At 72.1% G+C, this 16,469-nt stretch carries 14 protein-coding genes; 8 read left to right on the forward strand and 6 right to left on the reverse strand.

Annotation, left to right across the window (positions count from 1 at the left end; translation table 11 throughout):
• Positions 1-30 precede the first annotated feature (30 nt).
• On the reverse strand, positions 31-957 hold the full coding sequence (locus ABZ192_RS36995; RefSeq protein WP_356928843.1) for a proline dehydrogenase family protein: 927 nt from the start codon (positions 955-957) through the stop codon (positions 31-33).
• Positions 958-1,147: 190 nt separating this feature from the next.
• Here ABZ192_RS36995 and ABZ192_RS37000 point away from each other — a divergent pair, with 190 nt between their 5' ends.
• The 7 genes from ABZ192_RS37000 to ABZ192_RS37030 all read left to right on the forward strand — a co-directional run bounded on the left by ABZ192_RS37000 (position 1,148) and on the right by ABZ192_RS37030 (position 8,757).
• Positions 1,148-2,533: a helix-turn-helix domain-containing protein gene (locus ABZ192_RS37000; protein WP_356928844.1), complete on the forward strand. Its 1,386-nt coding sequence runs from the start codon at positions 1,148-1,150 to the stop codon at positions 2,531-2,533.
• Between the two features lie 254 nt (positions 2,534-2,787).
• Entirely contained in the window at positions 2,788-3,330 is a 543-nt protein-coding gene (locus ABZ192_RS37005; RefSeq protein ID WP_356928845.1) for a hypothetical protein, read from the forward strand.
• A gap of 188 nt (positions 3,331-3,518) precedes the next feature.
• The gene (locus ABZ192_RS37010; RefSeq protein ID WP_356928846.1) at positions 3,519-3,749 is read left to right on the forward strand and encodes a hypothetical protein; all 231 of its coding nucleotides are present in this window, start codon (positions 3,519-3,521) and stop codon (positions 3,747-3,749) included.
• 95 nt (positions 3,750-3,844) lie between these two features.
• Positions 3,845-5,338 (forward strand): ABC transporter substrate-binding protein, encoded by a 1,494-nt coding sequence (locus ABZ192_RS37015; protein ID WP_356928847.1) that lies wholly within the window; start codon positions 3,845-3,847, stop codon positions 5,336-5,338.
• Entirely contained in the window at positions 5,335-7,104 is a 1,770-nt protein-coding gene (locus tag ABZ192_RS37020; RefSeq protein WP_356928848.1) for an ABC transporter permease subunit, read from the forward strand. Before ABZ192_RS37015 ends, ABZ192_RS37020 begins: the two co-directional genes overlap by 4 nt.
• Complete coding sequence (locus tag ABZ192_RS37025; RefSeq protein ID WP_356928849.1) at positions 7,094-8,062, forward strand: ABC transporter ATP-binding protein; 969 nt, start codon at positions 7,094-7,096, stop codon at positions 8,060-8,062. Before ABZ192_RS37020 ends, ABZ192_RS37025 begins: the two co-directional genes overlap by 11 nt.
• The gene (locus ABZ192_RS37030; RefSeq protein WP_356928850.1) at positions 8,059-8,757 is read left to right on the forward strand and encodes a dipeptide/oligopeptide/nickel ABC transporter ATP-binding protein; all 699 of its coding nucleotides are present in this window, start codon (positions 8,059-8,061) and stop codon (positions 8,755-8,757) included. Before ABZ192_RS37025 ends, ABZ192_RS37030 begins: the two co-directional genes overlap by 4 nt.
• Here ABZ192_RS37030 and ABZ192_RS37035 read toward each other — a convergent pair.
• Positions 8,732-9,310, reverse strand: coding sequence for a TetR/AcrR family transcriptional regulator (locus ABZ192_RS37035; protein WP_356928851.1), 579 nt, complete (start codon positions 9,308-9,310; stop codon positions 8,732-8,734). The two genes, ABZ192_RS37030 and ABZ192_RS37035, sit on opposite strands and share 26 nt — an antisense overlap.
• 87 nt (positions 9,311-9,397) lie before the next feature.
• Between ABZ192_RS37035 and ABZ192_RS37040 the strand changes: the two genes are divergently transcribed.
• A complete protein-coding gene (locus ABZ192_RS37040) occupies positions 9,398-10,939 on the forward strand; it encodes an MFS transporter (protein WP_356928852.1) in 1,542 nt (513 codons plus the stop codon).
• A gap of 55 nt (positions 10,940-10,994) precedes the next feature.
• Here ABZ192_RS37040 and serA read toward each other — a convergent pair whose 3' ends face one another.
• The 4 genes from serA to ABZ192_RS37060 form a co-directional block, all read right to left on the reverse strand.
• Positions 10,995-12,584 (reverse strand): phosphoglycerate dehydrogenase, encoded by a 1,590-nt coding sequence (serA, locus tag ABZ192_RS37045; protein WP_086565230.1) that lies wholly within the window; start codon positions 12,582-12,584, stop codon positions 10,995-10,997.
• A gap of 220 nt (positions 12,585-12,804) precedes the next feature.
• Complete coding sequence (gene ilvC / locus ABZ192_RS37050; protein WP_356928853.1) at positions 12,805-13,803, reverse strand: ketol-acid reductoisomerase; 999 nt, start codon at positions 13,801-13,803, stop codon at positions 12,805-12,807.
• A 121-nt stretch (positions 13,804-13,924) separates the two neighbouring features.
• Entirely contained in the window at positions 13,925-14,449 is a 525-nt protein-coding gene (gene ilvN / locus ABZ192_RS37055) for an acetolactate synthase small subunit (RefSeq protein ID WP_010048631.1), read from the reverse strand.
• 21 nt (positions 14,450-14,470) lie between these two features.
• Positions 14,471-16,318, reverse strand: a complete 1,848-nt coding sequence (locus tag ABZ192_RS37060; RefSeq protein ID WP_356928854.1) for an acetolactate synthase large subunit — start codon at positions 16,316-16,318, stop codon at positions 14,471-14,473.
• Positions 16,319-16,469 lie beyond the last annotated feature (151 nt).

Consider the following 16,469-nt stretch of genomic DNA (forward strand, 5'->3'; position numbering starts at 1 on the left):
CGTAACTCCTTTGTGAGCGGTGATGCGGTCTCAGCCCTTGGTGATCATGCTGCGTGCGAAGAAGCGCAGGTTGGCCGGCTTCTCCGCGAGTCGGCGCATGAAGTAGCCGTACCAGTCGGTGCCGTATGCGGTGTACACGCGCATCCGGTGGCCCTCGGCGGCCAGCCGCAGGTGCTCCTCGGTGCGGATGCCGTAGAGCATCTGGAACTCGTACTCGTCGATCTTTCGCCCGGCGCGGTGGGCGAGCTCCTGGCCGATGGCGATCAGGCGCGGGTCGTGGGACCCGATCATCGGGTACCCCTCCCCTTCCATCAACGTCCGGAGGATCCGAACGTATGCCCGGTCGATCTCGTGTTTGTCCAGATACGCGACCGAGCCCGGCTCCTTGTACGCGCCCTTCACCAGGCGCACCCGGCTGCCGTTCGCGGCGAGGCGGCGGGCGTCGGCCTCGGTGCGGAACAGGTACGCCTGGATGACGCAGCCGGTCTGCGGGAAGTCCTTCCGCAGCTCCTCGTGGATGGCGAACATCGAGTCGAGGGTGGTGTGGTCCTCGGCGTCCAGGGTGACCGTGGTGCCGATCTCGGCGGCGGCCTCGACGACCGGGCGGACGTTGGCGAGGGCCAGGTCGTGGCCGCCGTCCAGGGCCTGCCCGAACATCGACAGCTTCACGGACATCTCGGCGCGGGTGCCGAGCTCCAGCGGCTTCAGGCGGTCGATCAGTTCCAGGTAGGCGTCCCGCGCGGCGGCGGCCTGGGTGGGGTTGGTGATGTCCTCGCCGACGACGTCCATCGTCAGCTCCAGGCCCTGCCCGGTGAGCTCCCGGATGACCGGCACGACGTCGTCGACGCGCTCGCCCGCGATGAACCGGTCGACGACCTGTTTGGTCATGGGGGCCGCCGAAACCAGGCGTCGCATCCGGTCGCTGCGCGACGCGGCGAGAATCACGGGACCCAGCACGGGGCACCTCCAGAGCACAACCAGCGGATGGCCGGACGCCGGGCGGATGACGCTTCGGGTACGGCACGGAGAACCACCGTGAAACCTAAGGATCCCTCCGACTGTCGGCCATCGACAGCTGTCACGCATCCGTGCCGCAGATCTCAGACAGATGTATGAAGGGTCCCCTGGAGTGCGGGACAATGACCGGATGACGTCGGAACACAGGGGTGACTACGAGGAGCTGGTCGACGAGATCTCGGAGCTGCTCGGGGCGCCCGCGACGCTGGAGAACCGGGACTTCGAGCTGATCGCCTTCGGCGCGTACGACAGTGAGGGCGACCTCGATCCGTCGGCCCTGGACCCGGTGCGCACCCGCTCGATCCTCACCCGCCGCTCGACGGCGGCCGTCCGGGCGTGGTTCGAGGGCTTCGGCATCACCCGTGCGACCGGCCCGGTCCGTATCCCGCCGACGCCGGAGGCCGGGGTGTACCGGGGCCGGATCTGCCTGCCCGTCCGGCACCGGGGCGTGGTCCACGGCTACGTCTGGCTGCTGGACGACGATCCCGGCCCGAGCGAAGCCCAGCTGTCCGCCGCCATGCAGGTCACGACCCGGATCGGGGCGCTGCTCGCGGACGAGGCCCAGCACGGTGCCGACCTGAGCCGCGAGCTGCGGGCCGTCCTCACGGCCGACCGCGACTGGCAGCGCGACATGGCGATCGCGGAACTCCGCACCGCCCTCGGCCCGCGCGCCGACGGTCTCCACACGGTGCTCTGCGTCGCCCCCTGGCCCACGGCCGACCCCGACGACGCCCCGTCGGTCCGCACGATGCCGGGCGCGACCGCCCTGTGCACCCTGCCGTGGGGGGCCTCGTCCCAGTGCGTGGCCGCCCTGGTCCGCCTCCGCTCGCCGGACGTACTGACCCCGGCGACGACAGCGGCGGCCCGCCTGCTGGAGCGGGCGGGCGGGGGAAGCGGTCCGGCCGGCGGCACCGGGCGGGCGCCGACCGGCCCGGGCTCGCACGGAGCGGCCACCTCACGCGGACCGACCGGCACCTCGGGCAGACCGACGGACCCCGCCTCTCCCGGTCCCACCGACACCACCCCTCGCGGAGCGACCGGTGGCGCCTCGCGCGGGCCGGGCGCCGGGGCCGGGTCCGCCGCCGCGGGTCTCTCGACGCCCCGCTCCGGTCTCGCCGAGCTGGGCAGCGCCTGGTGGGAGGCCTCGGCGGCGGCGCGGGCCGCGTTGGCCGAACCCCGGCTCGGGCCCGTCGCCGAGTGGGCGTCCATCGGGCCGTTCCGGCTGCTCACCGCGCTGCCGCCGGAGGTTGCCCGCGACCCCGCGGTGCACGCCCTGCTCTTCCCCGTCCACCGGGAGCTGGCCCGTACCGCCGAGGTCTACCTCGACTGCGCGGGCCAGGCCGCCCGGGCCGCCGCCGAGCTCGGTATCCACCGCCAGACCCTGTACTACCGCCTGTCCCGGATCGAGAAGCTCACCGGCCTGGACCTGGACGACGGCGAGGACCGCCTGCTCCTGCACATGGCGTTGAAGGGCGCCCGGCTCGCACAGAGTCTCGGCATCGGGCCGTCCGGGTGAGTCCGTCGCCCGAGCGGGCGGTTTGATGACGGACCCGCGCGCCGTCGGACGCCTCGCCCGGTCACGGTTCTCCTGGTGTGCCATCGGCTGGGAGGAGTTCTCGTGCGGAACCGACGCGCCTGGTCAGCGAAGCGAACGGTGGTGGCGGGACTGGCCTGCGGGGTGCTCGCGCTCGCGCTGCCGGGCGCCCACGCGAGTGCAGGGGCCGGCCGTCCCGCGGGGCGGTGGCCGGGACCGGGCTGGGAGACCGGGACGTGTCGGCCGTGACCGAGTGGATGCGCACGGCGGGTGCCACCATCAAGGCCGAGACCCACGCGCTCCCGCCCGAATGGTTCATCTGGGAGGCGTACGTCTCCACCCGCCGTCTACAACGCCGTCGTCGGCATCGAGGGCCGCTCTCTCTCCCCCCCCCGTACAAGTGGGACGGCCGGGCACCCCGTACGGCCTCGTCCGCGGCGGCTGCCGCCTCGGCCGCGCACCAGGTGCTGCGCCATCACTTCCCCAGAGCCGCGCCCCGGCTGGACGCCGCCCTGGCCGATACCCTCGCGAAGATCCCCGACGGCGAGGCCGAGGACGAGGGCGTCGCGTTCGGGAGGCTCGCCGCCGAGCACATCGTCGCGCTCCGCCGCGACGACGGCCGCGGCGCGTCCGTACCGTTTCCCGTCCGCCCGCGCCCCGGCGTCTGGCGTCCCACCCCGCCCGGCCACGAGTCCTTCGCCAGCGCCTGGGTCGGCCGGGTCCGGCCGCTGCTGCTGGACTCCCCGCACCAGTTCCGCCCCGGCCCGCCGCCCCCGTAGGCCGACGCCGTCATCACCGCCTGGACGCCAAGATCCACTACGGCACCTGGCGGCCCGTCACCGCCATCCGGGAGGCGGACAGCGACGGCAACCCGGCGACCCAGCCGGACCGGCACTGGGAGCCGCTGCTGACCACCCCGTCCCATCCCGACTACCTCAGCGGCCACGCCACCATGGGCAGTGCGCTGATGCGCATGCTGACCGGGATCCTCGGCACCTCCCGCGTCGACCTGCACATCCGGTCGACCACCACCGGCGCGTCCCGCCACTACCGCTACGCCCACGAGTACGAGCGGGACGTCTGCGACGCCCGGGTCTGGGGCGGGATCCACACCCGGACGGCCGACGAGGTGGGCGCCGCCACCGGTCGCCGGCTCGCCGCCTGGGCGCTGGGGAAGTACTTCCGCCCCGTCCCCTGACGGCCGGGCGATCCAAACCACTTCTGAAAATGATTGTCATCATGCTACGGTCATGGCGCTTCCCGTCTTTTACCAGGCCTTGACCGAGGTGTCCCGTGCGCGTCCCCGCCCGTCTCGTCCCCCTCGCTGCCCTCAGCGCGGTTTCCGCCCTGCTCACCGGCTGCTTCTCCGGTGGGCAGCCGGCCACCGACGACTCCGGTGCGGGGGGCAAGCGCATACGCGTCGCGATGATGCTGCCCCCGCGCTCGGCGCTGTCCCCCCTGTCGGACGACGCCTTCAAGCTGTCGCGCTGGTCCACGGCGGAGACCCTGGTGAAACTGGACGCGGACGGTGACGCCGAGCCGGCACTGGCCACCGAGTGGACCCAGTCCGGCCGGACCTGGACCTTCACCCTGCGCGACGGCGTCACCTTCCACGACGGGACGAAGCTCACCGCCGAAGCCGTCGTCAACTCCCTCACCAAGGCCGCCGCCGCCTCCCCCAAGCCCCGCATCCTCGACGGCGTGGACCTGACCGCGAAGGCCGACGGCGACAAGGTCACCGTCACCACCGCCACCGAGGACCCCCTGGTCCCGCAGCGGCTCAGCTCCCCGCAGCTGTCGATCCTCGCCGCCAAGGCCTACCGGGGGAAGACGGTCAGCCCCGTCGGCGCGGGCACCGGCCCCTTCGAGCTGACGAAGGTCAACGGCACCTCCTCCGCCGCCCTCGACCGCTACGACGGCTACTGGGGGAAGAAGGCCGAGGCCCCCGGCATCGATGTCCGGTTCGTCCCCGACGGCACCGCCCGCGCCGCCGCCCTGCGCACCGGCGAGGCCGACGTCGTCGAGGCGGTGCCGGTCTCGCAGGCGGCGGTGCTGGACCAGGACCTGATCACCGAGGTGCCCATGCCGCGCACCAACACCCTGTACCTCAACACCGAGAAAGGCGTCTTCAAGGACGCCGCGCTGCGGGCCGCGGCCCGTGAGGCGATCGACGCCGAGTCGATCGTGAAGGGCGTGTACGAGGGGCGCGCCGATGTCGCCGAGGGGCTGCTCGGCCCCGCCCTGCCCTGGGCGGCCGAGCTGCGGGCGCCGGTGAAGCGGGCCGAGGCCGCCGCCCCGGCCGGCAAGACGATCACCATCGGCACCTTCACCGACCGCGCCGAGCTGCCCGAGGTCGCCGCCGCGCTGCAACAGCAGCTGCAGAAGGCCGGGTTCAAGGTGAAGCTCGACGTCCGCGAGTACGCCAACATCGAGTCCGACGCGCTGGCGGGCCGCTTCGACGCGTTCATCCTCTCCCGCGCCACCGTCCTGGACTCCGGCGACCCGGCCGCCTACCTCTACAGCGACTTCGCCTCCGACGGCTCCTTCAACATCTCCCAGCTCGCGGACCCGGCCGTGGACAAGGCCCTGAAGAAGGCCGGCGAGACGCCGACCGGCGACGCCCGGCGCAAGGCGGTCATCGCCGCCGAGGCCGCCGTACTCGGCACGGACGCGGCCGTGCCCATGCTGCACGAGCGCGTGATCCAGGGCGACGCCGCCGGCGTGACCGGTGTCGCCCACGACCCGCGCGAGCGGGAACTGATCACGGCGGACACCCACGTCAAGTGAAGGCCCGCATACGGCGGTTGGCGGACGCCGCCACCCTGACCCGCCTGCTCTGCCTGATCGCCGTCCTGGCCGCCGTCGGCCTGCTGCCCTGGCTCTCCGGCCGGGACCCTGCCCTCGCCGTGCTGCGGGCCCGCTCCGCCGAGCAGGACCCGACGAAGGAGGCCCTGGACTCCGTACGCCGGGACCTCGGTCTGGACGCCGGGCCCCTGTCCCTGCTCGGCCACTGGGCCTCGGACCTGCTGCACGGCGACCTCGGCACCTCCTGGGTGTCGGGCACCGAGGTCCTGCCCTCGGTCGTCTCCGGACTCCAGGTGTCACTGGCGCTGATGGGCGCCTCGCTCGGCCTGGCACTGCTGCTCGCGTGCACCCTCGTCGCGCCGGTGCTGGTGCGGGGCCGGTCCTCGACCGGGGCGTGGGCCGCGATGCTGGTCGCCATACCCGAGTTCCTGCTGGCCACGGTCGTGCTGCTGGTGTTCGGGGTGTGGCTGGGGTGGCTGCCGACGTCGGGCTGGGCGGGGCCGGAGAACATGGTCCTGCCCGCCGTGGCCCTCGGCGTCCCCGGCGGCGGCCTGCTCGGCCGTCTGGTCGCGGACGCGCTGCCCGCCGTGCTCGACGAGCGGTGGGTGGAGCTGTGGCGGGCCGCCGGGGTGAGCCGGGCGCGGATCGCGGGGGCGGCGCTGCGGCGCGTCCTGCCGCCGCTGGTCCCGCAGTTCGGGATGGTCGCCGTGGGGCTCACCGGGGGCGCGGTCGCCGTGGAGACGGTCTTCGCGGTGCCGGGCATCGGCCGTACCGCGCTCGGCGCGGCCAAGTCACAGGACCTGCCGCTGCTCCAGGGCGCGGTGCTCGCGCTGCTCGCGCTCGGGCTGGTCACGGGCGCGCTGGCGGCGCTCGCCCGGCGGCGGCTGCTGGGCCCGGCCCTGCGGGACGCCTCGCTGGCGCTGCCCCCGGCACGGCCGGTGCGCGCACATCCCGCGATCCCGTTGTCGCTGTTCACCGTCCTCACCGTGACCATCGGCTGGGGCCTGCTGCGCGATCCGTACGCCGTCAACACCACGGCCCGGCTGGCCGCGCCCTCCTGGGCCCATCCGCTCGGCACCGACGGCCTCGGCCGTGACGTGCTCGCGCGCCTCGGCCACGGCGCCGCCTCCACGGTCGGAACGGCCGCGGCCGTCTGCCTGCTGAGCCTGCTGGTCGCGCTCGCCCTGGGCTTCCTGCCCCGGATCGCGGAGGGCGCGGCGGACATCGCCAACGCGCTGCCCCCGGTGATCGTCGGCATCCTGGTCGCGGCGGCCGTCGGCCCGGGCACCGGTGGCGCGGCCCTCGCGGTCGCGCTGATCTCCTGGCCGGCCCTGTCCGCGCACGCGGCGGCGCTGGTGCAGGAGGTGCGCGCCTCGGCCTTCCTGACCGCCCAACGGGCCATCGGGGCGAGCCCGTTGTGGATCCTCACCCGGCACGTCCTGCCGTCGGTGGCCGCCCCGGTCGCCCGCCACGCCCTGCTGCGTCTGCCGGGCATCGCCCTGGCCCTGGCCTCGCTGGGCTTCCTGGGCCTGGGCGCCCAGCCGCCCGCTCCCGAGTGGGGTCTGCTGCTCGACGAGTCCCGCGCCTATGTGGAGCGCGCCCCGTGGGCGGCCCTCGCCCCGGCGGTGGCACTGGCCCTGCTGGCGGGACTCGCGGTGTCGGGCGCGGCACTCACACAGGGCCGGAGGGTACGGCGGGTCACCCCGGCTCCCGTCGACGTGACGAAGGAGATCCCCGTTGAAGTCTGAGCCACTGCTGTCGGTACGCGAGCTGCGGATCGCCTTCGACGGGGTCGAGGCCGTGCGCGGCCTGTCCTTCGACGTCCGGCCCCGCGAAGTGCTGGCCGTCGTCGGCGAGTCCGGAGCGGGCAAGTCCCTCACGGCCCGCGCGCTCCTCGGCATGCTGCCGCGCGGCGCGACGACGAGCGGCACGATCAGCCCCGACCTGTCGGCCCACCGGGGCCGGCGCATCTCCCTCGTCCCGCAGGACGCCCTGTCGGCTCTGTCACCCGTGCACCGGGTGGGCGACCAACTCGCCGCCGCCGTACGGTCGGTGGCCGGTGTCTCCGGCAAGGAGGCCCGGGCCCGGGCGGTCGCTGCCCTGGACCGCGTCGGCATCCCGGACGCGGCCCGCAAGGCGCGGGCGTATCCGCACGAGTACTCCGGCGGGATGCGGCAGCGCGCCGTGATCGCCATGGCCACGATCAACGAACCGGACGTCGTGGTCGCCGACGAACCCACCACCGCCCTCGACGAGGAGCGCCGCGACCAGGTGCTGCGGCTGCTCGCCGAACAGCGGGAGGCGGTCGGCGCCGCGCTCGTCCTGGTCACGCACGACATGGACGCCGTACGCGGGCACGCCGACCGGATGCTGGTGATGTACGCCGGGCGACTCACCGAACTGGGCCCGGCGGACGAGGTGCTGGCCCGCCCCCGCGCCCCCTACACGGCCGGCCTGCTGGCGTCCCTCCCGCAGCACGCGCCCCCGGGCCGCCGTCTCCCGGCCCTGCGCGGCACCCCGCCCGCCCCGGGCACGCTCCCGCCGGGCTGCGCCTTCGCCCCCCGCTGCCCGCTCGCGGCGGGCCCCTGCCACACGGACGAGCCGGAGCCCCGGCAGGTGTCCGGACGCCTGGTCGCCTGCCACCGCTGGGAGGAACTCCCCCACCCGGCCACCGAGTTGTTCCTGAAGGAGGAGCAGCCCGCATGACCGACCCCCTGCTCGACGTCCGCGACCTGGTCGTCCGCTACGGCCAGGTCACCGCCGTGGACGGCGTCTCCTTCGCCCTGGCCGCCGGCGAGACCCTCGCGTTGAACGGCCCGTCCGGCTGCGGCAAGTCCTCCACGGCCCTGGCGGTGCTCCAGCTGCGCCGCCCGGAGAGCGGCGAAGTCCTCTTCGAGGGGAGGGAGTTGACGTCCCTCAACGAACGCGAGCTGCGCCCGCTGCGGCCCCGTATGCAGCCCGTCTTCCAGGACCCGTACGGCTCGCTGAGCCCCCGCCACCGCATCCGCGACGCCATCGCCGAACCGCTGAAGGTCCAGGGCCGCTGGGATCCCGCCGACGGCCCGGCCCGGGTCGCCGAACTCCTCGACCGGGTCGGCCTCGACCCCGCGTACGGCGACCGCCGGCCGCACGAACTCTCCGGCGGCCAGTGCCAGCGCGCCGGCATCGCCCGCGCCCTGGCGTCCGAACCGCGGCTGCTGGTGCTCGACGAGCCGGTGTCGTCCCTCGACCCGTCGGTGCGCGCGGGCGTGCTGAACCTGCTCGCCGACCTCCAGGACGACCTGGGCCTCGGCTACCTGTTCATCTGCCACGACCGGGCGGTCGTACGGCACTTCGCGGACCGGGTCGTCGAGATGCGCGAGGGGCGCGTGAACGTCACTTCGGGGCAGCGGCCTCGATGACCTGACGGAGCCCCTCGGCGAGTTGCCGGGCCTCCGGCGCGCTCTTCGGATCGAAGGTCCACTGCGCCATGAGCCCCATCATCAGGGTCAGATAGAAGTAGCCGAGGGTGTCCACCCGCTCTTCAGGAACGTCCTCCTCCCGCCCACCGTGGAAGAGCGTCACGATGCCGCGCGCACCCTCCCGCTGGGCCCGCGCGAGATGCTCCCGCACCTCCGGCAGCTGGTCGCCCATCGCCACGATCTCCATGCTGAGCCGCCACATCGAACCGGGCTCCCGCATGGTGGAGATGATGTTCGCCCACACCTCGGTGAACCGCTCCAGCGACCCAGGCTCCCCGCGCAGCTCACCGCCTCCCTCGAAGGCGCCGGACATGCCCTCCACCATCTCGACGTACGCCTGCGCCAGCAGCGCGTCCTTCGAGCCGTAGTGGTAGCCGATCGACGCCAGGTTCGTCCCCGACTCCTTGACGATGTCGCGCGCGGTCGTGCGCAGGAAGCCCTTCGCCAGCAGGCAGCGCTGCGCGCCTTCCAGCAGATCCTCACGGTGTCCCATGGCCCGTCACCCTACCCCGGTATCCAGACATCCGTATTAAACAGTCGTACTAGACATGCGTTTAAGACGTCCGTACAGTCCTGCCCCATGACGACGAACCCCACCCCGCCGGCCCGCGCCGGCCGCCGCGAATGGACAGCACTCGGCGTGCTGATGCTGCCGTTGCTGCTGGTCTCGATGGACGTGTCCGTCCTCTACTTCGCGATCCCCGCGATCAGCGCCGACCTGGAGCCGAGCGCCACCCAACAGCTGTGGATCTTCGACATCTACGGCTTCGTCCTGGCCGGCCTGCTGATGACGATGGGCTCGCTCGGCGACCGCATCGGCCGCCGCAGGCTCCTGCTGATCGGCGCCGCCGCCTTCGGCACGGCCTCCCTGGTCGCGGCCTACGCGAACAGCGCCGAGACCCTGATCGCCGCCCGCGCGGTCCTCGGCATCGGCGGCGCGACGCTGATGCCGTCGACGATGGCCCTGGTGCGCACGATGTTCACCGACCCCGCGCAGCGCACCAAGGCGATCGGCGTGTGGTCGGGCGTGATGACGGCCGGCATCGCGCTCGGCTCGGTGCTGAGCGGGGTGCTCGTCGAGCACTTCTGGTGGGGCTCGGTCTTCCTGGTCAACCTGCCCGCCATGGCGCTGCTCCTGATCCTGGGGCCCGTCCTGCTGCCCGAGTCGAAAAGCTCGCACCCGGGCCGCTTCGACTGGCTGAGCGTGCCCCTGTCGATGGCGGCGGTGCTCCCCGTGATCTACGGCCTGAAGGAGCTCGCGTCGGAGGGCTGGAACGTGCGGTACGTGATGTCGGTGACGGTCGGCCTGCTCTTCGCCGCGCTGTTCGTCCACCGCCAGCGCACGGCGGTGTCCCCGATGATCTCGCCGGCCCTGTTCCGCAGCCGAGGCTTCAGCCCGGCCGTCGTCCTCAACCTCGTCGCTGCGTTCGGCATGATGGGCTCGGCCTACTTCACGACCCAGTACATCCAGTCGGTCCTGGACAAGAGCCCTCTCGAGGCGGCGCTGTGGAGCCTGCTGCCGTCGGTGCCCATCGGGCTCGCGGCCCCGGTCAGCGCGCGGCTCGTGCAGCGGGGCGTTCCCCGCGCGTACGTCGTCGGCGGAGGCTTCGCGGTCACCGGGTGCGGCTATGTGCTGCTGGCGCTGACGGGCACGGACTCCTTCTGGCTGCTGCTTGCCGCGTGTGCCGTCCTGGCCTGCGGTGTCGTCGCCGTCATGTCCCAGGTGGCCGACCTGGCCCTGAGCGCCGCCCCGGTGGAGAAGGCGGGCGCGGCCTCGTCGCTGCTGGAGACCGGCACGGAGTTCGGCGGCGCGCTGAGCATGGCGTTCCTCGGCTCCATCGGCACGGCCGTCTACCGCCATGAGATCCCGGCCTCGGCGCCCGCTCCGGCCCGCGAGACGCTGGGCGGCGCCCTGGCGGTCGCCGACCGGCTTCCGGGGCGCGCGGGGGACGCCCTGGCGACGGCGGCACGTGAGGCCTTCACCAGCGGCATGCACGCGGCGGCGGTCACGAGCGCGATGCTGCTGGCCGGGGCGGCGGTGGCGGCGACGGTGACGCTGCGGCGGGCGCCCGCGCACGACAACGCCGGACGAGCTGATCGACTCAGCCCGTCCGGCGTTTGAGGACGAGTCCGTTCAGGACGAACGGGGACCCGGGGGCGGCAGCCCCCGGGACGCATCAGACCAGGTTCACCGAACGAGCCGAGGTCGCACCGATCTCCGCCGCCACTTCGGCCAGCACACCGGAGGTCACCGTGTCGTCCACGGTCAGCACCGCCAGCGCCTCGCCGCCGGCCACGGCCCGCGACACCTGCATACCGGCGATGTTGATGCCCGCCTCACCGAGGATGCGGCCCACCGTGCCGACGACACCCGGCCGGTCCTCGTACTTCAGGACGACCATGTGCTCGGCGAGCGCGAGGTCGACGTCGTACTCGCCGACGGCGACGATCTTCTGGAGGTGCTTGGGGCCGGCGAGCGTGCCGGAGACCGACACCTCCTCGCCGTCGGCCAGGGTGCCGCGCACGGTGACGACGTTGCGGTGCTCGGTCGCCTCCGAGCTGGTGGTCAGCCGCACCTCGACGCCGCGCTCCTGGGCGAACAGCGGGGCGTTGACGTACGACACCGTCTCGTCGACGACGTCCTCGAAGACACCCTTGAGGGCGGACAGCTCCAGCACCTTCACATCGTGCTGGGTGATCTCGCCGTACACCTCGACGTCGAGGCGGACCGCGACCTCGCCGGCGAGCGCGGTGAAGATCCGGCCCAGGCGCTCGGCGAGCGGCAGACCCGGCTTGACATCCTCGGCGATGACGCCGCCCTGGACGTTCACCGCGTCCGGCACGAGCTCACCGGCGAGCGCGAGACGCACGGAGCGGGCGACGGCGATACCGGCCTTCTCCTGCGCCTCGTCGGTGGAGGCACCGAGGTGCGGGGTGGCGACGACCTGGTCGAACTCGAACAGCGGCGAGTCGGTGCACGGCTCCTTGGCGTACACGTCGAGACCGGCACCGGCGACCCGGCCCTCCTTGAGGGCGGAGTACAGCGCCTCCTCGTCGACGATCCCGCCGCGCGCGGCGTTGACGATGCGCACGCTCGGCTTGACCTTGCGCAGCGCCTCGTCGCCGATCAGGCCGAGGGTCTCGGGGGTCTTCGGCAGGTGGACCGTGATGAAGTCGGAGACCTCCAGCAGCTCGTCCAGCGACAGCACCTTGACGCCCATCTGCGCGGCGCGCGCGGGCTGCACGTAGGGGTCGTAGGCGACGACCTTCATGCCGAAGGCGGACATGCGCTGCGCGACGAGCGCGCCGATGCGGCCGAGGCCGACGACGCCGAGGGTCTTCTCGGCCAGCTCCACACCCGTGTACTTGCTGCGCTTCCACTCGCCGTTCTTCAGCGCGGCGTTGGCCTGCGGGATGTTGCGGGCGGTGGCGAGGAGGAGACCGCAGGCGAGCTCGGCGGCGGTCACGATGTTCGAGGTGGGGGCGTTGACGACCATCACGCCGGCCTTGGTGGCGGCGGAGACGTCCACGTTGTCCAGGCCGACGCCGGCTCGCGCGACGACCTTGAGCTTCTTCGCGGCGGCGATCGCCTCGGCGTCGACCTTGGTGGCCGAGCGGATCAGGATCGCGTCCACGTCGGCGATGGCGGGGAGCAGCTCGGCTCGGTCCCCGCCGTTGCAGTGCCGGATCTCGAAGTCCGGGCCCAGGGCGTCGACGGTGGCGGGCGACAGCTCTTCAGCGATGAGTACGACGGGTTTCGAGCTCACGTGAGTCCTCACAAGTCCAGTGCTGCGGACGGCCGTCCCGACGGCCGCAGGCGGTGGAGGGGTGCATGCCGCGTGGAAGACGCACGACGCTGTGGGCCTGACGCGTATATATGCAGCAGTGTAGTGGTGCGACGGTGGGCGTCTCACGCCTGCGCGGAAGGATCACCCGGACGAGAAAGGGCCCGGCCGCGGCGTCGCTGCCGCGGCCGGGCCCGGGGGCTTACGCCTCCTCGTCGACCCAGCTCATGAGCTTGCGCAGCTCCTTGCCGGTGGTCTCCAGCAGGTGCTCGGAGTCCTGCGTCTTGTACTCGTTGTACTTCTTCAGACCGCCGTGGTACTCGTCCATCCAGGTCCGGGCGAAGGTGCCGTCCTGGATCTCGGCGAGGACCTTCTTCATCTCGGCCTTGGTGGCGTCCGTGATGATGCGCGGGCCGGTGACGTAGTCGCCCCACTCGGCGGTCTCGGAGATCGACCAGCGCATCTTCTCCAGGCCGCCCTCGTACATGAGGTCCACGATCAGCTTCAGCTCGTGCAGGCACTCGAAGTACGCGATCTCCGGCTGGTAGCCGGCCTCGGTCAGGGTCTCGAAGCCCGCCTTCACCAGCGCGGCCGTACCACCGCACAGGACGACCTGCTCACCGAACAGGTCGGTCTCGGTCTCCTCGGTGAAGGTCGTCTTGATGACGCCGGCGCGGGTGCCGCCGATGCCCTTGGCGTACGACAGGGCCAGCGCGAAGGCGCCTCCCGTGGCGTCCTGCTCGACGGCGGCGATGCAGGGAACGCCGCGGCCCTCCTCGTACTGGCGGCGCACCAGGTGGCCCGGGCCCTTCGGGGCGACCATGCAGACGTCCACGCCGGCCGGGGGCTTGATGAAGCCGTAGCGGATGTTCAGGCCGTGGCCGAAGAACAGCGCGTCGCCGTCCTTCAGGTTGGGGGCGATGTGCTCCTCGTAGACCTGGGCCTGGATCGGGTCCGGGACGAGGATCATGATGACGTCGGCCTCGGCGGCGGCCTCCGACGGCGTCACCACGCGCAGGCCCTGCTCCTCGGCCTTGGCCTTGGACTTGGAGCCCTCGTGCAGACCGACGCGCACGTCGACACCCGAGTCACGGAGCGACAGCGCGTGGGCGTGGCCCTGGCTGCCGTAACCGATGACCGCGACCTTGCGGCCCTGGATGATGGACAGGTCGGCGTCGGCGTCGTAGAACAGCTCGGCCACTTTGGGTTCTCTCCTCGGGAGTGCAGGTGTTGCGTCCCACCGTATGACGGGGGGCGGAAGGGAAGCTTGAGGGTCTCGGAATACGGGCGGCCCGCGGCGCGCCGACCGCCCGTTTCCCGTCTTACGCCGACCGGTCCAGGGCGCGCAGCGACCGGTCCGTGATGGAACGGGCCCCGCGGCCGATCGCGATCGTGCCCGACTGGACGAGCTCCTTGATGCCGTACGGTTCCAGCATCTTGAGCATCGCGGACAGCTTCTCGCCGGATCCGGTGGCCTCGATGGTCACGGCCTCCGGGGAGACGTCGACGGTCTTGGCGCGGAACAGCTGGACGATCTCGACGATCTGGGAGCGCGTCTCGTTGTCGGCGCGCACCTTCACCAGAACGAGTTCGCGCTGCACCGCCTGCGACGGCTCCAGCTCGACGATCTTGAGCACGTTGACGAGCTTGTTGAGCTGCTTGGTCACCTGCTCCAGCGGCAGGTCCTCCACCCCCACGACGATGGTGATCCGGGAGATGTCGGGGTGCTCGGTGACACCGACGGCGAGCGAGTCGATGTTGAAGCCGCGGCGGGAGAACAGCGCGGCGATCCGGGCGAGGATGCCGGGGGTGTTCTCCACCAGGACGGAGAGCGTGTGCTTGGACATGATCTCTTCGGTCTCTCTCGCTCAGTCGTCTTCGTTGTCGCCGAAGTCGGGGCGGACGTCCCGGGCGGCCATGATCTCGTCGTTGGAGGTGCCGGCGGCGACCATCGGCCAGACCATCGCGTCCTCGTGGACGATGAAGTCGACGACGACCGGGCGGTCGTTGATCGAGTTCGCCTCCTCGATGACCTTGTCGAGGTCGTCCGGGTGCTCGCAGCGGATGGCGTAGCAGCCCATCGCCTCCGACAGCTTCACGAAGTCCGGGACGCGGGTGCCGCGGGCCTGCGGGTTGACGTCGTCCGGGCCGGAGTGCAGCACGGTGTTGGAGTACCGCTGGTTGTAGAAGAGGGTCTGCCACTGGCGGACCATCCCGAGGGCGCCGTTGTTGATGACGGCGACCTTGATCGGGATGTTGTTCAGGGCGCAGGTGGCGAGCTCCTGGTTGGTCATCTGGAAGCAGCCGTCGCCGTCGATCGCCCAGACCGCCCTGTCCGGTGCGCCGGCCTTGGCGCCCATGGCCGCCGGGACGGCGTAGCCCATGGTTCCGGCGCCACCGGAGTTCAGCCAGGTGCCCGGCTTGTCGTACTCGATGTAGTGCGCGGCCCACATCTGGTGCTGGCCGACGCCCGCCGTGAAGATCGTGCCCTCGGGGGCGAGCTGTCCGATGCGCTCGATGACCTGCTGCGGGGAGAGCGAGCCGTCGTCGGGCTGGTCGTAGCCGAGCGGGTAGGTCTCGCGCCAGCGGTTCAGGTCGTTCCACCACAGGCCGTAGTCGCCCCGGTGGCCCTCGCTGTGCTCCTTCTGCACGGCCTGGACCAGGTCGGCGATGACCTCGCGGGCGTCACCGACGATCGGCACGTCGGCGGCGCGGTTCTTGCCGATCTCGGCCGGATCGATGTCGGCGTGGACGATCTTGGCGTGCGGGGCGAAGCTGTCCAGCTTGCCGGTGACGCGGTCGTCGAAGCGGGCGCCGAGGGCGACGATCAGGTCGGCCTTCTGCAGGGCGGTGACCGCGGCCACCGAGCCGTGCATGCCGGGCATGCCCAGGTGCTGCGAGTGGTTGTCGGGGAACGCGCCGAGCGCCATCAGGGTGGTGGTGACGGGCGCGCCGGTCAGCTCGGCGAGGACCTTCAGCTCGGCGGTGGCCTGGGCCTTGAGCACGCCGCCGCCGACGTACAGCACGGGCCGGCGGGCCTGGGTGATCAGCTTGGCGGCCTCGCGGATCTGCTTGGCGTGCGGCTTGGTCACCGGGCGGTAGCCGGGCAGGTCCATGGCGGGCGGCCAGGAGAAGGTCGTCTTCGCCTGGAGGGCGTCCTTGGCGATGTCGACCAGGACCGGGCCGGGGCGGCCGGTGGAGGCGATGTGGAACGCCTGCGCGATCACCCGCGGGATGTCATCGGCCTTGGTGACGAGGAAGTTGTGCTTGGTGATCGGCATGGTGATGCCGACGATGTCCGCCTCCTGGAAGGCGTCCGTGCCGATCGCCTTGGAGGCCACCTGTCCGGTGATCGCGACCATAGGCACCGAGTCCATGTGCGCGTCGGCGATCGGCGTGACGAGGTTGGTCGCGCCGGGGCCCGAGGTCGCCATGCAGACGCCGACCTTGCCGGTGGCCAGCGCGTACCCCTCGGCCGCGTGACCGGCGCCCTGCTCGTGGCGCACCAGGACGTGGCGCACGCGGGTGGAGTCCATCAGCGGGTCGTACGCCGGAAGGATGCAGCCACCGGGAATGCCGAATACCGTGTCGGCGCCGACCTCCTCGAGGGAGCGGATGAGGGACTGCGCGCCCGTCACCTGCTCGGGGGCGGAGTGCTGTCCTCCGGATCGGGGCCGGGGCTGCGGGTGATGGGCCCCGGTGGCCTGCTCGGTCATCGGCATTCTCTTCTCAGATGCTGAGGGTTTTTTGCGAAGTTTGTGCGGTTTTCGAATGCTGCACGGAAGGCGCCCGTGCAACAAAAAACCCCTCGTGCCGTAAGGCAAGCGAGGGGAGCGCGCCGGGTGGGGTCGCTGAGCGGTCGAGGCT

The organism is Streptomyces sp. NPDC006235, assembly GCF_040613735.1.
Lineage (GTDB): Bacteria > Actinomycetota > Actinomycetes > Streptomycetales > Streptomycetaceae > Streptomyces.